General features: G+C 40.0%; 15 protein-coding genes and 1 pseudogene. All 16 read left to right on the forward strand.

Going from position 1 to position 14,567, the window contains the following annotated elements:
• Positions 1-132: 132 nt before the first annotated feature.
• The 16 genes and pseudogenes from KA713_20620 (at position 133) to KA713_20695 (ending at position 14,533) form a co-directional block, all read left to right on the forward strand.
• A complete protein-coding gene (locus tag KA713_20620) occupies positions 133-1,017 on the forward strand; it encodes a polysaccharide deacetylase family protein (GenBank protein UXE66808.1) in 885 nt (294 codons plus the stop codon).
• Positions 1,018-1,239: 222 nt separating this feature from the next.
• On the forward strand, positions 1,240-1,998 hold the full coding sequence (locus KA713_20625; protein UXE66809.1) for an FkbM family methyltransferase: 759 nt from the start codon (positions 1,240-1,242) through the stop codon (positions 1,996-1,998).
• Positions 1,999-2,056: 58 nt separating this feature from the next.
• Positions 2,057-3,208 carry a glycosyltransferase gene (locus tag KA713_20630; protein UXE66810.1) on the forward strand — a complete coding sequence of 384 codons (1,152 nt, stop codon included), beginning with the start codon at positions 2,057-2,059 and terminating at the stop codon, positions 3,206-3,208.
• Positions 3,209-3,251: 43 nt separating this feature from the next.
• The gene (locus tag KA713_20635) at positions 3,252-4,253 is read left to right on the forward strand and encodes a polysaccharide biosynthesis protein (GenBank protein ID UXE66811.1); all 1,002 of its coding nucleotides are present in this window, start codon (positions 3,252-3,254) and stop codon (positions 4,251-4,253) included.
• The gene (locus KA713_20640; protein ID UXE66812.1) at positions 4,246-5,379 is read left to right on the forward strand and encodes an NAD-dependent epimerase/dehydratase family protein; all 1,134 of its coding nucleotides are present in this window, start codon (positions 4,246-4,248) and stop codon (positions 5,377-5,379) included. The genes KA713_20635 and KA713_20640 overlap by 8 nt, the downstream gene beginning before the upstream one ends.
• 2 nt (positions 5,380-5,381) lie before the next feature.
• On the forward strand, positions 5,382-6,509 hold the full coding sequence (gene wecB, locus KA713_20645) for a UDP-N-acetylglucosamine 2-epimerase (non-hydrolyzing) (GenBank protein ID UXE66813.1): 1,128 nt from the start codon (positions 5,382-5,384) through the stop codon (positions 6,507-6,509).
• A 1-nt stretch (position 6,510) separates the two neighbouring features.
• The gene (locus KA713_20650; protein UXE66814.1) at positions 6,511-7,737 is read left to right on the forward strand and encodes a glycosyltransferase family 4 protein; all 1,227 of its coding nucleotides are present in this window, start codon (positions 6,511-6,513) and stop codon (positions 7,735-7,737) included.
• Between the two features lie 3 nt (positions 7,738-7,740).
• Entirely contained in the window at positions 7,741-8,361 is a 621-nt protein-coding gene (locus tag KA713_20655; GenBank protein ID UXE66815.1) for a sugar transferase, read from the forward strand.
• Complete coding sequence (locus KA713_20660; protein UXE66816.1) at positions 8,358-9,395, forward strand: ATP-grasp domain-containing protein; 1,038 nt, start codon at positions 8,358-8,360, stop codon at positions 9,393-9,395. Before KA713_20655 ends, KA713_20660 begins: the two co-directional genes overlap by 4 nt.
• Positions 9,392-10,297: an NAD-dependent epimerase/dehydratase family protein gene (locus KA713_20665; protein ID UXE66817.1), complete on the forward strand. Its 906-nt coding sequence runs from the start codon at positions 9,392-9,394 to the stop codon at positions 10,295-10,297. Before KA713_20660 ends, KA713_20665 begins: the two co-directional genes overlap by 4 nt.
• A complete protein-coding gene (locus KA713_20670) occupies positions 10,278-10,913 on the forward strand; it encodes a metallophosphoesterase (protein UXE66818.1) in 636 nt (211 codons plus the stop codon). Before KA713_20665 ends, KA713_20670 begins: the two co-directional genes overlap by 20 nt.
• Positions 10,914-10,990: 77 nt before the next feature.
• The gene (locus tag KA713_20675; protein ID UXE66819.1) at positions 10,991-12,145 is read left to right on the forward strand and encodes an aminotransferase class I/II-fold pyridoxal phosphate-dependent enzyme; all 1,155 of its coding nucleotides are present in this window, start codon (positions 10,991-10,993) and stop codon (positions 12,143-12,145) included.
• A 195-nt stretch (positions 12,146-12,340) separates the two neighbouring features.
• Positions 12,341-12,961, forward strand: coding sequence for an acetyltransferase (locus tag KA713_20680; protein UXE66820.1), 621 nt, complete (start codon positions 12,341-12,343; stop codon positions 12,959-12,961).
• Positions 12,962-13,012: 51 nt separating this feature from the next.
• Positions 13,013-13,531, forward strand: a complete 519-nt coding sequence (gene xrtF / locus KA713_20685; protein ID UXE66821.1) for an exosortase family protein XrtF — start codon at positions 13,013-13,015, stop codon at positions 13,529-13,531.
• The gene (locus KA713_20690; GenBank protein UXE66822.1) at positions 13,503-13,955 is read left to right on the forward strand and encodes a hypothetical protein; all 453 of its coding nucleotides are present in this window, start codon (positions 13,503-13,505) and stop codon (positions 13,953-13,955) included. The genes xrtF and KA713_20690 overlap by 29 nt, the downstream gene beginning before the upstream one ends.
• Positions 13,949-14,533, forward strand: a pseudogene (locus tag KA713_20695) (DegT/DnrJ/EryC1/StrS family aminotransferase). Before KA713_20690 ends, KA713_20695 begins: the two are co-directional and overlap by 7 nt.
• The last annotated feature ends 34 nt before the right edge of the window (positions 14,534-14,567 follow it).

Consider the following 14,567-nt stretch of genomic DNA (forward strand, 5'->3'; position numbering starts at 1 on the left):
CAATTTGATATGTTTTCACCTCTTAGCAGAGAATCCACCTTTCAGACAAGAACGAACTCGGCAGATGACATAGGAATTATAGCGAACGAGGTAGTAGCAGCGCCATAACAACATAAAAACACCCTAAAAGAAGTGACTAAATTAAACTTTATTGAGAATTACAAAGATTCAGGAGGTATTGGAAACTACAGATCAGTGCTTAGAAACTGGACATTAAATTGGTTGTCTGGATGGTACGATTTGAAAGACACAGCATCTATTATGATGAAACCGAGGGTTCAATTTCTTCTATTTCATCACGTGTTTAAAGATGAAGAAGCAAGTTTTCGCAAATTGTTAACTTTTCTTCAAAAACACTTTCAATTCATCAGCTATAGCGATGCGATTCAAAAAATTTTGAATAGTGAAATTGATAAGCCCTATTTAGTGCTGAGTTCAGACGATGGGTTTAAGACCAATTTGGCTGCCGCAACTATTTTGCAAGAATTTGGAGTTTCTGCATGTTTTTTCGTGAATCCCTCCATAATAGGTGAAACGGATAAAAAGAAAATTAGTGAATATTGCGATAAAATACTTCATTTCTCACCCGTTGAATTTTTGACCTGGAATGATGTTGACACGATGTTGAAAATGGGTCATGAAATTGGATCCCATTCGATGGATCACCTTCGCATTGCAAAATCCACAGTTGAGAACGTTAAAGAAGACCTCGGTAAAAGTTTTTCTATCCTTAAGCATCGGTGTGGCGATGTTAAACATTTTGCTTTCCCCTATGGCAAGTTTGCCGATTTCAATGAGATGGGAAGGTCGGTTTGTTTCGAGGCAGGCTTTTATTCTTGTGCCTCGGCCGAACGCGGAAGCCATGTAAACAACTCTACCAAAATAACCAACACCGAACTTTGTATTAGGCGAGACCATATAGTTTTCGATTGGAAGCTCGAACACATCATGTATTTCCTTAAACGGAGTTCAATCAATGCTAAGTCGCCAAATAACCTATTCAACCTGAATGCATGATCAAATTCTTTACTTAGAATTAGTAAAAAAAATCCTTTAATAAGTGCATCTGCGATTTTTCGCCACTAAAAATGCAATTGCATCAATAATGAAAAAGAAGTAAAGTTTGTCGGTTTTTTGTATCATCTAAAAAAGTAACAGGAAAGTGGCAGCATCAGGCACTATCGAAATTATTCAGGTTTTGCAAACGGGTTGCATTACGAAATTTTAGAATGTAAACAAATGTCTTTAAAGTTAGTTGTTGCGAACCTTTTGAATTCGCCTTTATTAGGGTCGATTATTAGCCGTATTTTTCCTAATTATATTTCGTCAATAAGAATACCTAAAATAAAAATCAATAATTCCCCACTAATTTTAAATTCTACTAAGGCTCAATTCTTTTGGGGCTTTTATGAAAGTGCAGAATTGCGTTTTATAAGAAAATATGTGCCGGAAGGTAGTAACATTCTGGAATTGGGAGCAAGTATCGGTGTCGTTGCATCTGTGTGCTTTAAGTTAAAAAATGCTTCTCGGTTGTTACTAGTAGAGTCTAACCCGGAATTAATCCCTTTGATTGAGGGGAATTTGAGTTTAAACGGAGTGAAAAATGCAAAGATCTTGAATAAGGCAGTAACATCAATTGTTACAAATTTTTGGTTTAATCCGGGTAGAGATACGGTATCAGGTAGCATAAGTCCTACCAAGATCAGTGATAAAGCTTCTATTGTTGAAGGTGTGCAGCTATCCGATTTAATACGACAAGAAAAACTGGATGACTTTGTTTTAATTTCAGATATTGAAGGGTCGGAAATTTCATTTATTTTGGGTAGTGCTAAGGTATTGGAAAGATGTAAAATGATTATCATAGAATTGCATCGAGTTGTTTATGAAGGAATTGAATACTCTGTGGATGACATGATAGACCTATTGATTAAAAATCACAGATTTACACAAATTGACAGGTATGGAAGTGTAGTAGCCTTCACGCGAAGCCCTAATTGATATACTTTTGTTGTGAGTAGATGCTTATTTGCGGATGATGAGAATTGACGAATCAGCTATGACTCTTCAAAAGCCAAAAATACTTGCCCTTTTTGAGCACTTTCCACCCTCGATTAAGGCTGGGGGGCCGGTGGTTTCTGCACTTGGATTTGCCGAGAGACTATCAGACACCTTTGAGATTAGCGTCTTAACCTCTGATAGGGATTTCAAAAGTGATGTTCAATATAAATCCGTTTTAATTGACACATGGTCGGAGGTTAATGGATATAAAGTCTTTTATTCGTCACCCAAGTCTAGATTCTATTTTAAAGAGATCGTTAAAACCTTTAAGCCAGATTTCATTTACATAAACAGCCTTTTCTCCGCTTGGTACTCTGTTTTGCCGCTGGTGATCCTCAAAATACTTTTCAGAGACAGGTTTAAAGTAATCCTTGCGCCTCGCGGAGAATTGGCACCAAGTGCCCTCTTAAAGAGTAACTTTAAGAAGGTGGTGTACCTGTATTTTTACAAACTTTTTGTTGAATCAGGAAACATCACCTACCAAGCCAGTTCGTACTTTGAAGAACGCGATATACTCAACACTTTAAAAGGCAGGCGGACACATGTGGCGATGGATTTGCGACCTCTTTCGGATTTGCAAAATGTACGTGAAGTAGAGATTGATAAGAATGCCAATGAATTGCGAATTTGCCTTATTGCTAGAATCAATCAAGTAAAGAACATTCATTGGGCGATTAGATTAATCAAGGAACTCAATAACCAAGCAATAACGTTCCACATCTATGGTTTCCCCGAACAAAAAGAATACCTTGATGAGTGTATGAAGGAGTTGAATGCTATTTCAAAATCTAACATTGAGATAAAAGACGCACTCGACTCCAAAGAAGTAATTCCATGTATTCAGCGATACCACTTGTTTTTCTTTCCAACGTTGGGTGAAAATTTTGGTCATTCTATTTTAGAGTCTTTTATGGCCAGCCGTCCTGTTATCACCTCAGATAAAACTCCTTGGAAGAATCTTGAAAATAGTTTTGCTGGTTTTGATGTAGCGTTAGATCCGGCTGAGGTTAAAAAGAAAATTCTTTTTTTTCTTCAAATGAATAACGAGGATTTCATAAAATGGAAAAAGGGAGCCAGGCAAAGGGCACAGGATTATTTTTACGATGAACAAATGGCTACTGATTACATCTCATTATTTAGCAAATCATAAGTAAATTTGATGCCCATCGAACGAACAGATACTTTACGTACGTATGAAAGATAAAACACTTTTAATCACAGGGGGAACGGGTTCCTTCGGAAACGCGGTATTAGATCGCTTTGTAAACTCCGACATTAAAGAAATTCGGGTTTTTAGCCGAGACGAGAAAAAACAAGACGATCTGCGGAAAAAGATAAATAACGCAAAGGTGAAGTTTTACATAGGAGATGTTCGCGACCATCGTTCTATTTCGAATGCCACCATTGGTGTTGACTACATTTTTCATGCAGCGGCATTGAAGCAAGTACCTTCCTGTGAATTCTTTCCGATGGAGGCCGTTAAAACAAATGTACTTGGCACCGAAAATGTGTTGGAGGCAGCCATCGCAGCTAATGTTGAAAGGGTTGTAGTACTCAGCACCGATAAGGCGGTATATCCTATTAATGCGATGGGCATATCCAAAGCCATGATGGAAAAGGTGATGATTGCAAGATCGAGAAATTCAGCTGTCAGCACACTTTGTGGAATTCGTTATGGTAATGTAATGGCCTCGCGTGGTTCCGTTATTCCGTTATTCTTAGATTTGATTAAACAAGGAAAACCACTTACGATTACAGATCCGGCTATGACGCGTTTTATGATGACGTTAGAGGATGCAGTTGATCTGGTTTTGTTTGCGTTTAATAATGGAGAACCTGGCGATATATTTGTTCAGAAAGCACCGGCTGCCACCATTGAAACATTGGCAAAAGCTATTCAGGAATTGCTTCGGGTGAAAACACCTATCCAGGTGATTGGCACCAGGCACGGAGAAAAATTGTATGAGTCCCTTTTAACAAGGGAGGAGAAGGTTAAAGCAATTGATTTAGGTCACTATTTCAGAATTCCGGCAGACAATAGGGACTTAAATTACAACCAATATTTTTCAGAAGGCGAAAAAGACATGTCCAAAATAGAGGACTACCATTCGCACAATACGCAGCAGCTATCGGTAGAGGAAATGATACTATTGCTGAAGAAATTGCCCATCATTCAAGAATTACTCAATGACTAAGATAAGGGTCGGAATCACTGGGCAGAGTGGATTCGTTGGATCCCACTTATTTAACTACCTCGGGATACAAAGTGAAATAGAGTTGATTCCATTTGATAAAGATTTTTTTTCAAGTGAATCAAAACTTCAGCAATTTGCAGATCAGTGTGAGGTAATAGTTCATTTGGCGGCAGTTAATCGGCATGAAAATCAAGATGAACTGTATCGCATTAATGTCTTACTTGTTCAACAGCTGGTGACAGCCTGTGAAGCCATTAACAGTCGGCCGCATATCATTTTTTCATCTTCCACGCAAGAAATGTTGCAAAACAGCTACGGAGCGTCAAAACTAGAAGGAAACAGACTTTTAACTACGTGGGCAAAAAAAAACAAATCAAAAGTTACGCTGCTAACCATTCCAAATGTTTTCGGCCCCTTTGGAAAGCCATTTTACAATTCGGTGGTAGCTACGTTTTGTCATAAATTGACCCACAAGGAGGAGCCGTCAATTATTGAAGACAAAGAAGTAAGTCTCTTGTATGTCAATGATCTCATCCAAGCCATTCATGAAATAATAAAAAATCCGGTATCAGGTGAATATGAATCAATCGTTTCACATCGAATTCCATGTAATAAGTCGATTCGAGTGTCAGAGGTTTTAAAAATTTTAAAATACTTTCAACTTAATTACCTCGAAAATGGTGTGATTCCTTCGCTGAGTGACAACTTCCACCGCGATCTGTTTAATACGTTCCGATGTTACATACCAAGCAATCATTATCCGGTAAAATTCAAGAAAAATACTGATCAGCGTGGCAGTTTTGTTGAACTCGCCAGAACCCAATCTTCAGGTCAGACGTCTTTCTCCGTAACCCTTCCGGGAATTACCAGAGGAAATCATTTTCATACACGCAAGGCCGAGCGCTTTGCAGTTGTTAAAGGCAAGGCGAAGATTGAACTTAGAAGAATTAATACAGAAGAAGTGATCAGTTACGAATTAGATGGCGAAAATCCTTCTTATGTGGATATGCCTATTTGGTATACCCACAACATAACAAACATAGGCTCGGATGAATTATTTACGATTTTCTGGATCAACGAGCCGTATAACCCAGCTGACCCTGATACTTATTTGTTGACTGTTTAATTATGAGAAAATTCAAAGTTGTTACTGTGGTGGGCACACGGCCCGAGATAATTCGATTGTGTAGGGTTATTCACAAACTCGATCAAACGGAAGCCATTCAACATATCTTGGTTCACACTGGGCAAAACTATGACTACGAGTTGAACGAAATCTTTTTTAAAGACTTACAATTGCGCAAGCCCGACTATTTCTTAGAGGCAGCGGGTGAAAATGCGTCCTCGACAATTGGAAATATTCTTATTAAAATTGATCAGGTATTAGACAAGGAGAAGCCCGATGCTTTTTTGGTTCTTGGAGATACAAATAGTTGTTTGGGTGCATTGCCTGCAAAGAAGCGCAAAATTCCAGTGTTTCATATGGAGGCTGGAAATCGATGTTTTGACCAACGGGTTCCCGAAGAAACGAACAGGAAAATTGTTGACCATATAGCGGACGTAAACCTACCATACAGCGACATCGCACGAGAGTATCTTCTTCGGGAGGGCCTGCCAGCCGACAGGATTGTTAAAACCGGCTCACCAATGTTTGAAGTATTAAGTTTTTTCAGCAAACAGATTGAAGCAGCCAGCGCACTAGAAGAGTTAAACCTTCAACCGAGGGCATACATCGTTGCTTCGGCTCACCGCGAGGAAAATATTAATTCGGATAACTTTGAGCGCTTGGTGGACATCCTAAACATGGTAGCGGAGCAGAATGATTGCCCTGTCATCGTTTCCACTCATCCAAGAACCCGAAAAATGATTGAATACAAAAAGACTGTATTTCATTCCAATGTAAGACTACTCAAACCCATTGGTTTTTTCGATTACGTAAAGTTGCAAAAGTATGCGAAAGTTGTGTTGTCAGACAGTGGAACAATATCGGAAGAATCTTCTATACTAAAATTTGCCGCTTTGAATATTCGAGAAGCTCATGAACGACCAGAAGCGATGGAGGAGAGCGCGGTGATGATGGTTGGTCTCAATAAAGAACGCATAAGTCAGGCACTGCTGCAGTTGGAAAGCGAGGCGAAGGGAGGATTGAACTTTAGATATGTTGCAGACTACAGCATGCCAAACGTTTCTGATAAAGTAGTGAGGATTATTTTGTCGTATACCGATTATGTGAATCGTGTGGTATGGAGTAAATAGCATGGCTGCAAAAATACTTTACATTTCGCAATACTACGATCCAGAACAGCCCTCTGTCCGTTGGCAATCACTAACTGAGGGGCTGGTAAAAAGAGGATATGAGGTACAAGTGCTGACAAGTTTTCCCAGTTATCCGCATGGCCGCGTCTTTCCAGGGTATAAAACAAAATTGTTTCAAAGAGATACCCTTAACGGAGTAGAAATTTTGCGTGTTCCTTCATTCCCAAGTAAGGACAAGAGTATTGTCAAGCGGATGATCACGTATCTTAGTTTCAGCATTAGTGCGTGCCTAATTGGTATTTTTGTAGTTAGACGGCCAGCCGTGATAATGGCATATCACCCACCCGCAACCGTATCGATACCGGTACTATTTTTTAAGACAATTTATCGTATACCAGCAACTTACGACATTCAAGATATGTGGCCCGACACACTATTTCATTCGGGTGTGATGAGTGAAAATTGGGTGTCTCGTGCTATCGGGGGTTATATGAAGGTTGTCTATAAATCTGTGAATCATCTTTCTGTGATCACGGAAGGATTCTTCGCGCAGCTAGTTGAACGAGGAGTTTCCCCTGCGAAGATGTCCGTCATCCACAATTGGGCTATCGACACAGGCGATGGCCTAATTGACGAGTCCGTCACCGATAGATTCAAAGAAAGGACTACAATTCTATTTGCGGGTACCATGGGTAAAGCCCAAAGCTTAAACGCTGTTGTCGATGCATTTGAGAGGTTTCAACAACTTGGCTATCCCAAAGATACCTTGGGATTGTATTTCTTAGGTATGGGCACTGAACGAGATGAGCTAGCCAGTAGATGTGAAAATAAGAACATCGAAAACGTTTATTTCTGGGATCTTGTTCCTCCAAATCAGGTGAAGAGCTACCTATTGGCGGCTGACGTATTGCTGGTACACCTAAAGAACTCGCCTCTGTTTAAAATTACAGTCCCCGGCAAATTCCAAACATATTGCTCAATGGGCAAGCCCATCCTGTCGGGAGTAGGGGGAGAAGTTGAACGAATGGTGAAGAACTCAAATTGTGGATGGACGTTCGAACCAGAAAACGTAGACGAATTGTGCGAGTGTTTTGTAAAAATTGTGGGCTGCCCAGTTGAAGAATTTAGTACGAAAGGAGAGGCTGCAAAGTTACTTTATGCAACAACTTTCGAAAAGGAAGCGGCCATTGATCGCTTCGATGACGCATTAAGGCAATTGATAAAGTAGATTATGTATGCTCGATTTTTTAAGCCAGTGATGGATGTTGCTTTTTGCATTTTGTTATTGATTTTAGCACTTCCATTAATTCTTGGTTTGGTGATGCTGCTGGCCATTTCTAATAACGGTGAGGTATTTTTTGTTCAATCAAGGGTAGGTAAAAATCTACGCGTTTTTAATTTATATAAGTTTAAGACAATGAACGAAAGACGTGACGAGCGTGGTGACCTTCTGTCTGATGAAAAGAGGCTAACAAAACTTGGCAAACTAATCCGAAGATCATCTTTAGATGAACTACCGCAACTTATAAACGTTATCAAGCAAGACATGTCGTTGATTGGTCCGCGTCCACTTTTGCCAGAATATTTACCCTACTACAATGAGATTCAAAAAAACAGACATGCCGTATTGCCCGGAATAACAGGATTAGCCCAGGTAAATGGAAGAAATTTAACAACATGGGAGAGAAGGTTAGAACTTGATGTGGAGTATTGTCGAAAAATATCTTTTGCTGTTGATTTTCAAATTTTAATTCTTACCGTGATTAAAGTTCTAAAATCAGAAGGTGTTAGCCCAGCGGATCAACCGACAATGCCAAAGTTTTCCGATTACATAAAACAAAAGGTTAAATGAATATTTTAGTTACTGGCGCGGGTTCTCTTGTTGGACATGGGATTCTTAGGTCACTGAGAGAGATAAAATCGAGTAATTTTAAAATTATTACGGCCGACCCAGATTACAGAGCTGTGGGGCATTGGCTAGGTGATATGGCTGTTTTGATTCCATTGGCTCTAGATGATAACTACATAAATAGGCTGGCCGAAATAATTGAACGCCATGAGATTAATGTTGTGTTTATTGGGACAGATCCTGAATTGTTAAAAATAAGTCAGGCCAAAACTTTGTTAAATGCGGTTACCGTGGTTTCAGAGCCAGAGGTAATTAAAATTGGTGACGATAAGTGGGATACAGTTGAATTTTTGAAGGTAAATGGGTTTCCTTATCCGGCAACTGCACGGTCGACAGATATTGATGCAGTTGAAGATCTAATTGTGAGTGTAGGTTTTCCACTAATTGCAAAGCCTCGAACAGGAGCCCGCTCTGCTGGAGTAATGAAACTTAAATCTCGTGCGGATTTAGACTTGGTTCTGAAACATAAAAATTACATTATCCAAGAATTTTTAGAAGATGGCGTGGGTGAGTTTACTGCCGGGACTATGACTTATAACAAAGTATGTTACTCGTGCGTGATTTTTAAACGTGATTTGAGGGAAGGGAATACATTCAGGGCGTATTCATATGATAGCAAGGAGCATGAGAGCCTATTAGAAAAAGTTTCAAAAGCACTACCGGGTGTGTATGGTCCAATTAATTTTCAATATCGTATAAAGAATGGAGTGCCCGTTATTTTTGAAATCAATTCACGCTTTAGTGGAACAACCCCCCTGCGAACGGCCATTGGCGTGAATGAAATAGAAATGGCACTTGATTACATTGAAAATCGAACGCTAGTAACGCACAAGGCCTCAAAGAAAGATATAGCAATTTTTAGAACATGGTCTGATGTAATCGTACCCATGGATCAAGTCAGAACATTCAAAGAAAGCAATGTGCTTGCTGAGCCTAATGCATTATACTTTCCATTTAAGAATGAAATCAGAAAGTGAAAGCCAGTTTGTTAATTTTAGGCGGAACTAAATTTTTGGGTGCCGAATTTGTTAAGCGGTTAGATCACAGTGATTTTGATGTAAAAATTGCTTCTCGTAAGCGACCAACATTTAATTCTGACTATTTCTACTTTGATCGTAAAAATGAAAAAGACCTCAATGACCTATTGGCATCAAAAAAATACGATGTGATCGTTGATTTCCTAAGCTATTCTTCACCGGATGCAGATAAGCTTATTAAGGCGATAAATTTGCAACAAAGACATAATCCTTTTTTGGTGGTTATCTCAAGTACATACGTTTATGGAAACCCGCTTGAATTGGAAATAGACGGTATTTACGATGAGTCATCTTTTGATCCCAACTTATACGAAGGAAGCCCTTTCGACAGACCTCAAATTGATTATTTTATTGGTAAGAGAAGTATGGAATCGTCTGTAGCAAAGAACTATGAAAACTATTCATTGATTCGTTTTCCTATCATCCTTGGGGAGAATGATAATACAGGAAGAACAAACTATTTCATTGAATTGATTAGGTCCGGTAAAAAAAATTCGTTTAATGCAAAATCGGGTGTTTCTAATTTTATATTTTCGAAGGAGGCCGCGCTATTTCTTGAGGCTGCTATAAAATTGCGTTGTCAAGGAATTTTTAATTGCTGCATACCGGAGTGTTTCAATGAAATTGAATTGCTTAAAATGTATTGCTCTCTTCTAAATAAATCAGTTGACTCTGTCATCGATGATATGGCACCGACTATTACAAGTCCTTTCTATTATCGAAAGGATTTCAGGATAAATAATAGTAAACAAGAATCAATAAAAAGATTTGACCTGACCTTTCAAGAACTGTTAAGTCGCGAGTTATCGATGATGTTGAAAGATGCGAATAGTAGTATTTAGCGATATACATGGAAACCTCCCAGCATTTGAAAAAATGCTTATGAATGAGCATGATGTGGGCTTGTACATTTCTTTGGGAGATGTTGTAAACTATGGTCCGTGGGGAAATGAATGCGTAGATTTGTTAGAATCATTGCCGAGTGTAAGATTGATGGGAAACCACGAGGAATACTTTTTGACGGGAAAATATCCAGGCTTGAATGAGTTAGTTATCCGGTTCTTTGACACTTGTTTTTCTCAGTTTGATCGGGCGCAACAAATTTCAGGTTACATAGCGCACTATGAATTTAACGGATATCGATTTCAGCATACAATTAATGATTCATATATCTTCCCAGATTCAAAGATTGAGATTTCAGGAAAGTATTTTATTGGTCATTCGCACCATCAATTTGATCGATCTGCCGACAATTACCAAATTATTAATGTAGGAAGTGTAGGCCAGAATCGAAGCGAAATAAATGTAATTAATTATGCCGTGTATGATACAGAGGCTGATACTGTTCAATTTATAAGTTTGGTGTATGATTTGGATTTGCTTATTTCGAAAATGAAAGCGCTTCGTTACCACCAGTCTTGTATTGATTACTATTTGCAAAAAAGGCTTCGTTGTTAATGATTGAAGTCACTTTAACCGAACATTAAATATCGGATGATATCTGCCGTATATTTCTCACGAATTATTTAACAAAAATGGACAAACGCATCTATTTGTCTCCACCACACATGGGCGGAGAAGAACTTGGTTTTATCCAGCAAGCATTTGATGCTAATTGGGTCTCGCCAGCAGGGCCCCACATTGATGCTTTCGAAAAGAGATTAGCCGAATACAATGGTATTGCTCACTGCGCTGCCTTGTCTTCTGGAACCGCTGCAATTCATTTAGCATTAATTATTTTAGGTGTTAAATCTGGTGACGAAGTAATCTGTTCCACCTTCACTTTCTCAGGCTCTTGCAATCCAATTATGTATGTAGGTGCTACTCCTGTTTTTATTGACTCTGAGCCTGAAACTTGGAATATGGATCCAGAATTGTTGGAAGAAGCAATAGTGGATCGCATAAAAAAAGGAAGAAAACCAAAGGCAATTGTTTTAGTGCATCTCTATGGGATGCCTGCTAAAATCAACGAACTCGTGTCCGTATCGCGTAAATATGAAATTCCTATTGTCGAAGACGCTGCCGAAGCGCTGGGTTCAACCTACGAGGGAAAAAAGGCGGGTACGTTTGGTGACATAGGTATATATTCTTTCAATGGAAATAAGATTATCACTACCTCTAGCGGTGGCGCTATGGTTTCAGAAAATGAAAATTGGATAAAAAAAGCGAGATTTCTTGCCACTCAAGCAAGGGATGCTGCTCCGCATTATCAGCATTCTGAAGTTGGGTATAATTATCGGCTTAGTAATATCTCAGCAGGTATCGGTTTGGGGCAACTTAAAGTAATTGACGAACGCGTTCGCCAACGGAGGGCAAACTTTGATTTCTATAAGGCTGCTATCGGTCTTATATCAGGGGTTGCATTTCAACCAGAAGTGCTAAGTGCATTTTCCAATCGCTGGCTAACTACTATAGTTATCGATTCAGCCAAAGTGGGGGGCGTTTCCCGTGAAGATATCCGGCTTGGCCTTGAAAAGGAAAATATAGAAAGTCGTCCGTTATGGAAACCCATGCATCTTCAACCAATTTTCAAGGAATTTCCCGTTTATGGTGGGAGAGTAAGCGAATCGCTGTTCAACGAAGGGTTATGTTTACCGTCAGGATCCTCTCTTGTTGCAGCGGATTTGCAGCGAATCAAAAATCTGTTCGCTGAAATTTTAACGCGTGGTAAAACTGAAACGCTAAATTAAGTGATAACCCGTTCCATTAATTGAAAAAAAAGTTTTAGCTCGACACGCATCATGTAAACCACTGTTCGCTAAAGTTCGACCTTCTTGTTTTTTTAAAAACCCTCTTATACTTCTATCTTTGAAGAAGGACAATTCTCTTCAGGAGGAAAAATTCATTGGCAATTGAAATTAATTTTTAAATAGTTCAAGAATAGTTTGAAAGACATCGCCATTATTGGGGCAGGGGGCTTTGGCCGCGAGACAGCTTGGTTGATTCAACAACTTGGCGGCTGGAACCTGATCGGGTTTTTTGATGACAATACAAACGCCAACACAGGGTTTGCGGATATTAAAATCTTAGGTGATATAGATGCCGTCAAAAAATTAGCTACGACTACCGCGCTCGTCATTGCCATTTCAAACCCGGGTATCCGTCAGCAAATAGCTGAAAAAATTGGAGACGGATTTTATTTTCCCTCATTGATTCATCCTTCATCCTCCGTAGGTCATCCGTCTAATCACATAGGTAATGGTGTTATCGTAACGGCCGGAGTAATTTTAACCACCCACATTTACCTAGGCGATTTTACAATTGTGAATTTAGCCACCAGCATCGGTCACGATTGCCGTTTGTCCAAGTTTACGTCCATTATGCCGCAATGCAGTATTTCTGGAAACGTGACCCTGGGCGAGCGTTGCTTTGTGGGCGCTGGGGCAAGAGTTTTACAAAGTATTTCACTCGGTAGTGATTGCGTAGTGGGTGCAGGTGCCGTGGTTACAAAAAGTTTTGGTGACACGGCAAAACTGGTTGGCGTGCCCGCCACAGAAGTGAGTTAGACAAATGAGAGACTGCAAATGATCCAACAGTTCAAACCAGCCCTTTTGTTTTTGGCCAAGTTTCTTGGAACCTACATCGTGGGTAATCTTGTATATGGGCTGTGGATCAATCACTACTACCCACAGGCCGACCCATTAACTTTTCAAGTCTCCAATCAAGTGGCAAAAATAATTTCTGCCATTGACCAACCCGTGACGATCGAAAGGGTTTCAAAAGCGCGCGTCACGTTGCTAGACGAATCTACCCAGCGAAGTGTGATCAATGTATTTGAGGGCTGCAACGGTGCGAACGTGGTGATTGTTTTTTTGGCATTCATCGTGGCGTACCCGGGCACGTGGAAGAGAACCGTGACTTTTGGTTTACTAGGAGTGGGGGTTATCCATCTAGCCAACCTAGGGCGCCTATGGCTACTGTTTCATCAGGCCAAAACCAACTCCATTTATTTTTATTATTTTCATAAATACATCTTCACGGCTGGTATTTATTTCGTTGTTTTGGTCTTATGGTTTTTATGGGTTTCAAAGATCAATGGAAGGCCTAATGGAAAACAAGCCAATCATTCCAGCTAATTGGTTTTGGCTTCGGCCAGTGGCCATTGTATTTTGCTTATTGTTATTTTTGATCATCTATACCTTTCAGCGGCAATTGTTAATGTTTACACAAGTGAACTTAGCTGGCTATTCTCCTCACTTGCCCTTCATCTTCAATCGCACCGTTCGGTTGATGGTAAACGATGGGCTGTGCTTGCTTTTATTTGTAGCGCTGTTCAACCGAAAAGCAGAATTGAAAGTAGCTACTGCCGTTTTTTTAATAGAGCTACTGGTCTTGCTTCCCATTTACTTGGGGATTAAGTTAGGTTGGGAAGGCGACAGTGAAATATCTTCGCCCTTGTTGTCTTTTGTTCACCGATTGATTGTCAACCCGCTGCTCATGTTTGTGTTGATGGTGGGCTTGGTATTGCAGCGCTATAGCACATCCGGAAAAGTATGGTAAAAATTAAAATCCCATTAGTGTATAACCCCATCGATGGTGAAAGTCTCCAAAAGGTTTTGCAGCGATACGATGGCCTTCCGCACCAAAAATTAGTGGACGATTTTGAGCTCGACCTTGCCAACTACTTGGGCGAAGGCCATCACGTAATCTAACTCCATTCAGGCACTTCTGCGCTACACCTTGCACTGCTTGCAGTGGGGGTGGCCGCTGGCGATTTGGTAGTGGTTCCTACGTTTACTTTTGTGCGATCCGTTAATCCCATTTACTACCTCGGGGCGAGGCCCGTGTTTATCGATGCCGAAGAAGATACCTGGAACATCGATCTGGCGCGAAGAAAGGTATTTGAACAGCACAGACAGCAACTCACGCCATACGGCTTTGGGTTTATCAAAGAGCCAAATGGCCACTTCTCTAGCCACTGGTTATCTACCGTTTTGTTAAAGCAGGGGTTAAAACCATTGGAGGCACTAGCTAAACCGCAGAAAGAGGGTGTTGAAACCCGCCCTTTTTGGAATCCAATGCATGTTCAACCCGCCTTCGTTCAAGAAAAATCGGTTTTAACCCAGATTTTGCAGTAGAATGAAATAGTGACAAGGTGTCTTATATTTGAAT

This window comes from Chryseotalea sp. WA131a (assembly GCA_025370075.1).
Taxonomy (GTDB): domain Bacteria; phylum Bacteroidota; class Bacteroidia; order Cytophagales; family Cyclobacteriaceae; genus ELB16-189.

Excerpts from the sequence above, each read along its gene's own strand:
- KA713_20650 (UXE66814.1), top strand. The coding sequence starts at position 6,511 with ATGGCTGCAAAAATACTTTACATTTCGCAATACTACGATCCAGAACAG.
- KA713_20625 (UXE66809.1), top strand. The coding sequence starts at position 1,240 with ATGTCTTTAAAGTTAGTTGTTGCGAACCTTTTGAATTCGCCTTTATTA.
- wecB (UXE66813.1), top strand. The coding sequence starts at position 5,382 with ATGAGAAAATTCAAAGTTGTTACTGTGGTGGGCACACGGCCCGAGATA.
- KA713_20670 (UXE66818.1), top strand. The coding sequence starts at position 10,278 with ATGCGAATAGTAGTATTTAGCGATATACATGGAAACCTCCCAGCATTT.
- KA713_20675 (UXE66819.1), top strand. The coding sequence starts at position 10,991 with ATGGACAAACGCATCTATTTGTCTCCACCACACATGGGCGGAGAAGAA.
- KA713_20635 (UXE66811.1), top strand. The coding sequence starts at position 3,252 with ATGAAAGATAAAACACTTTTAATCACAGGGGGAACGGGTTCCTTCGGA.
- KA713_20690 (UXE66822.1), top strand. The coding sequence starts at position 13,503 with ATGGAAAACAAGCCAATCATTCCAGCTAATTGGTTTTGGCTTCGGCCA.
- KA713_20660 (UXE66816.1), top strand. The coding sequence starts at position 8,358 with ATGAATATTTTAGTTACTGGCGCGGGTTCTCTTGTTGGACATGGGATT.
- KA713_20630 (UXE66810.1), top strand. The coding sequence starts at position 2,057 with ATGACTCTTCAAAAGCCAAAAATACTTGCCCTTTTTGAGCACTTTCCA.
- KA713_20655 (UXE66815.1), top strand. The coding sequence starts at position 7,741 with ATGTATGCTCGATTTTTTAAGCCAGTGATGGATGTTGCTTTTTGCATT.
- KA713_20640 (UXE66812.1), top strand. The coding sequence starts at position 4,246 with ATGACTAAGATAAGGGTCGGAATCACTGGGCAGAGTGGATTCGTTGGA.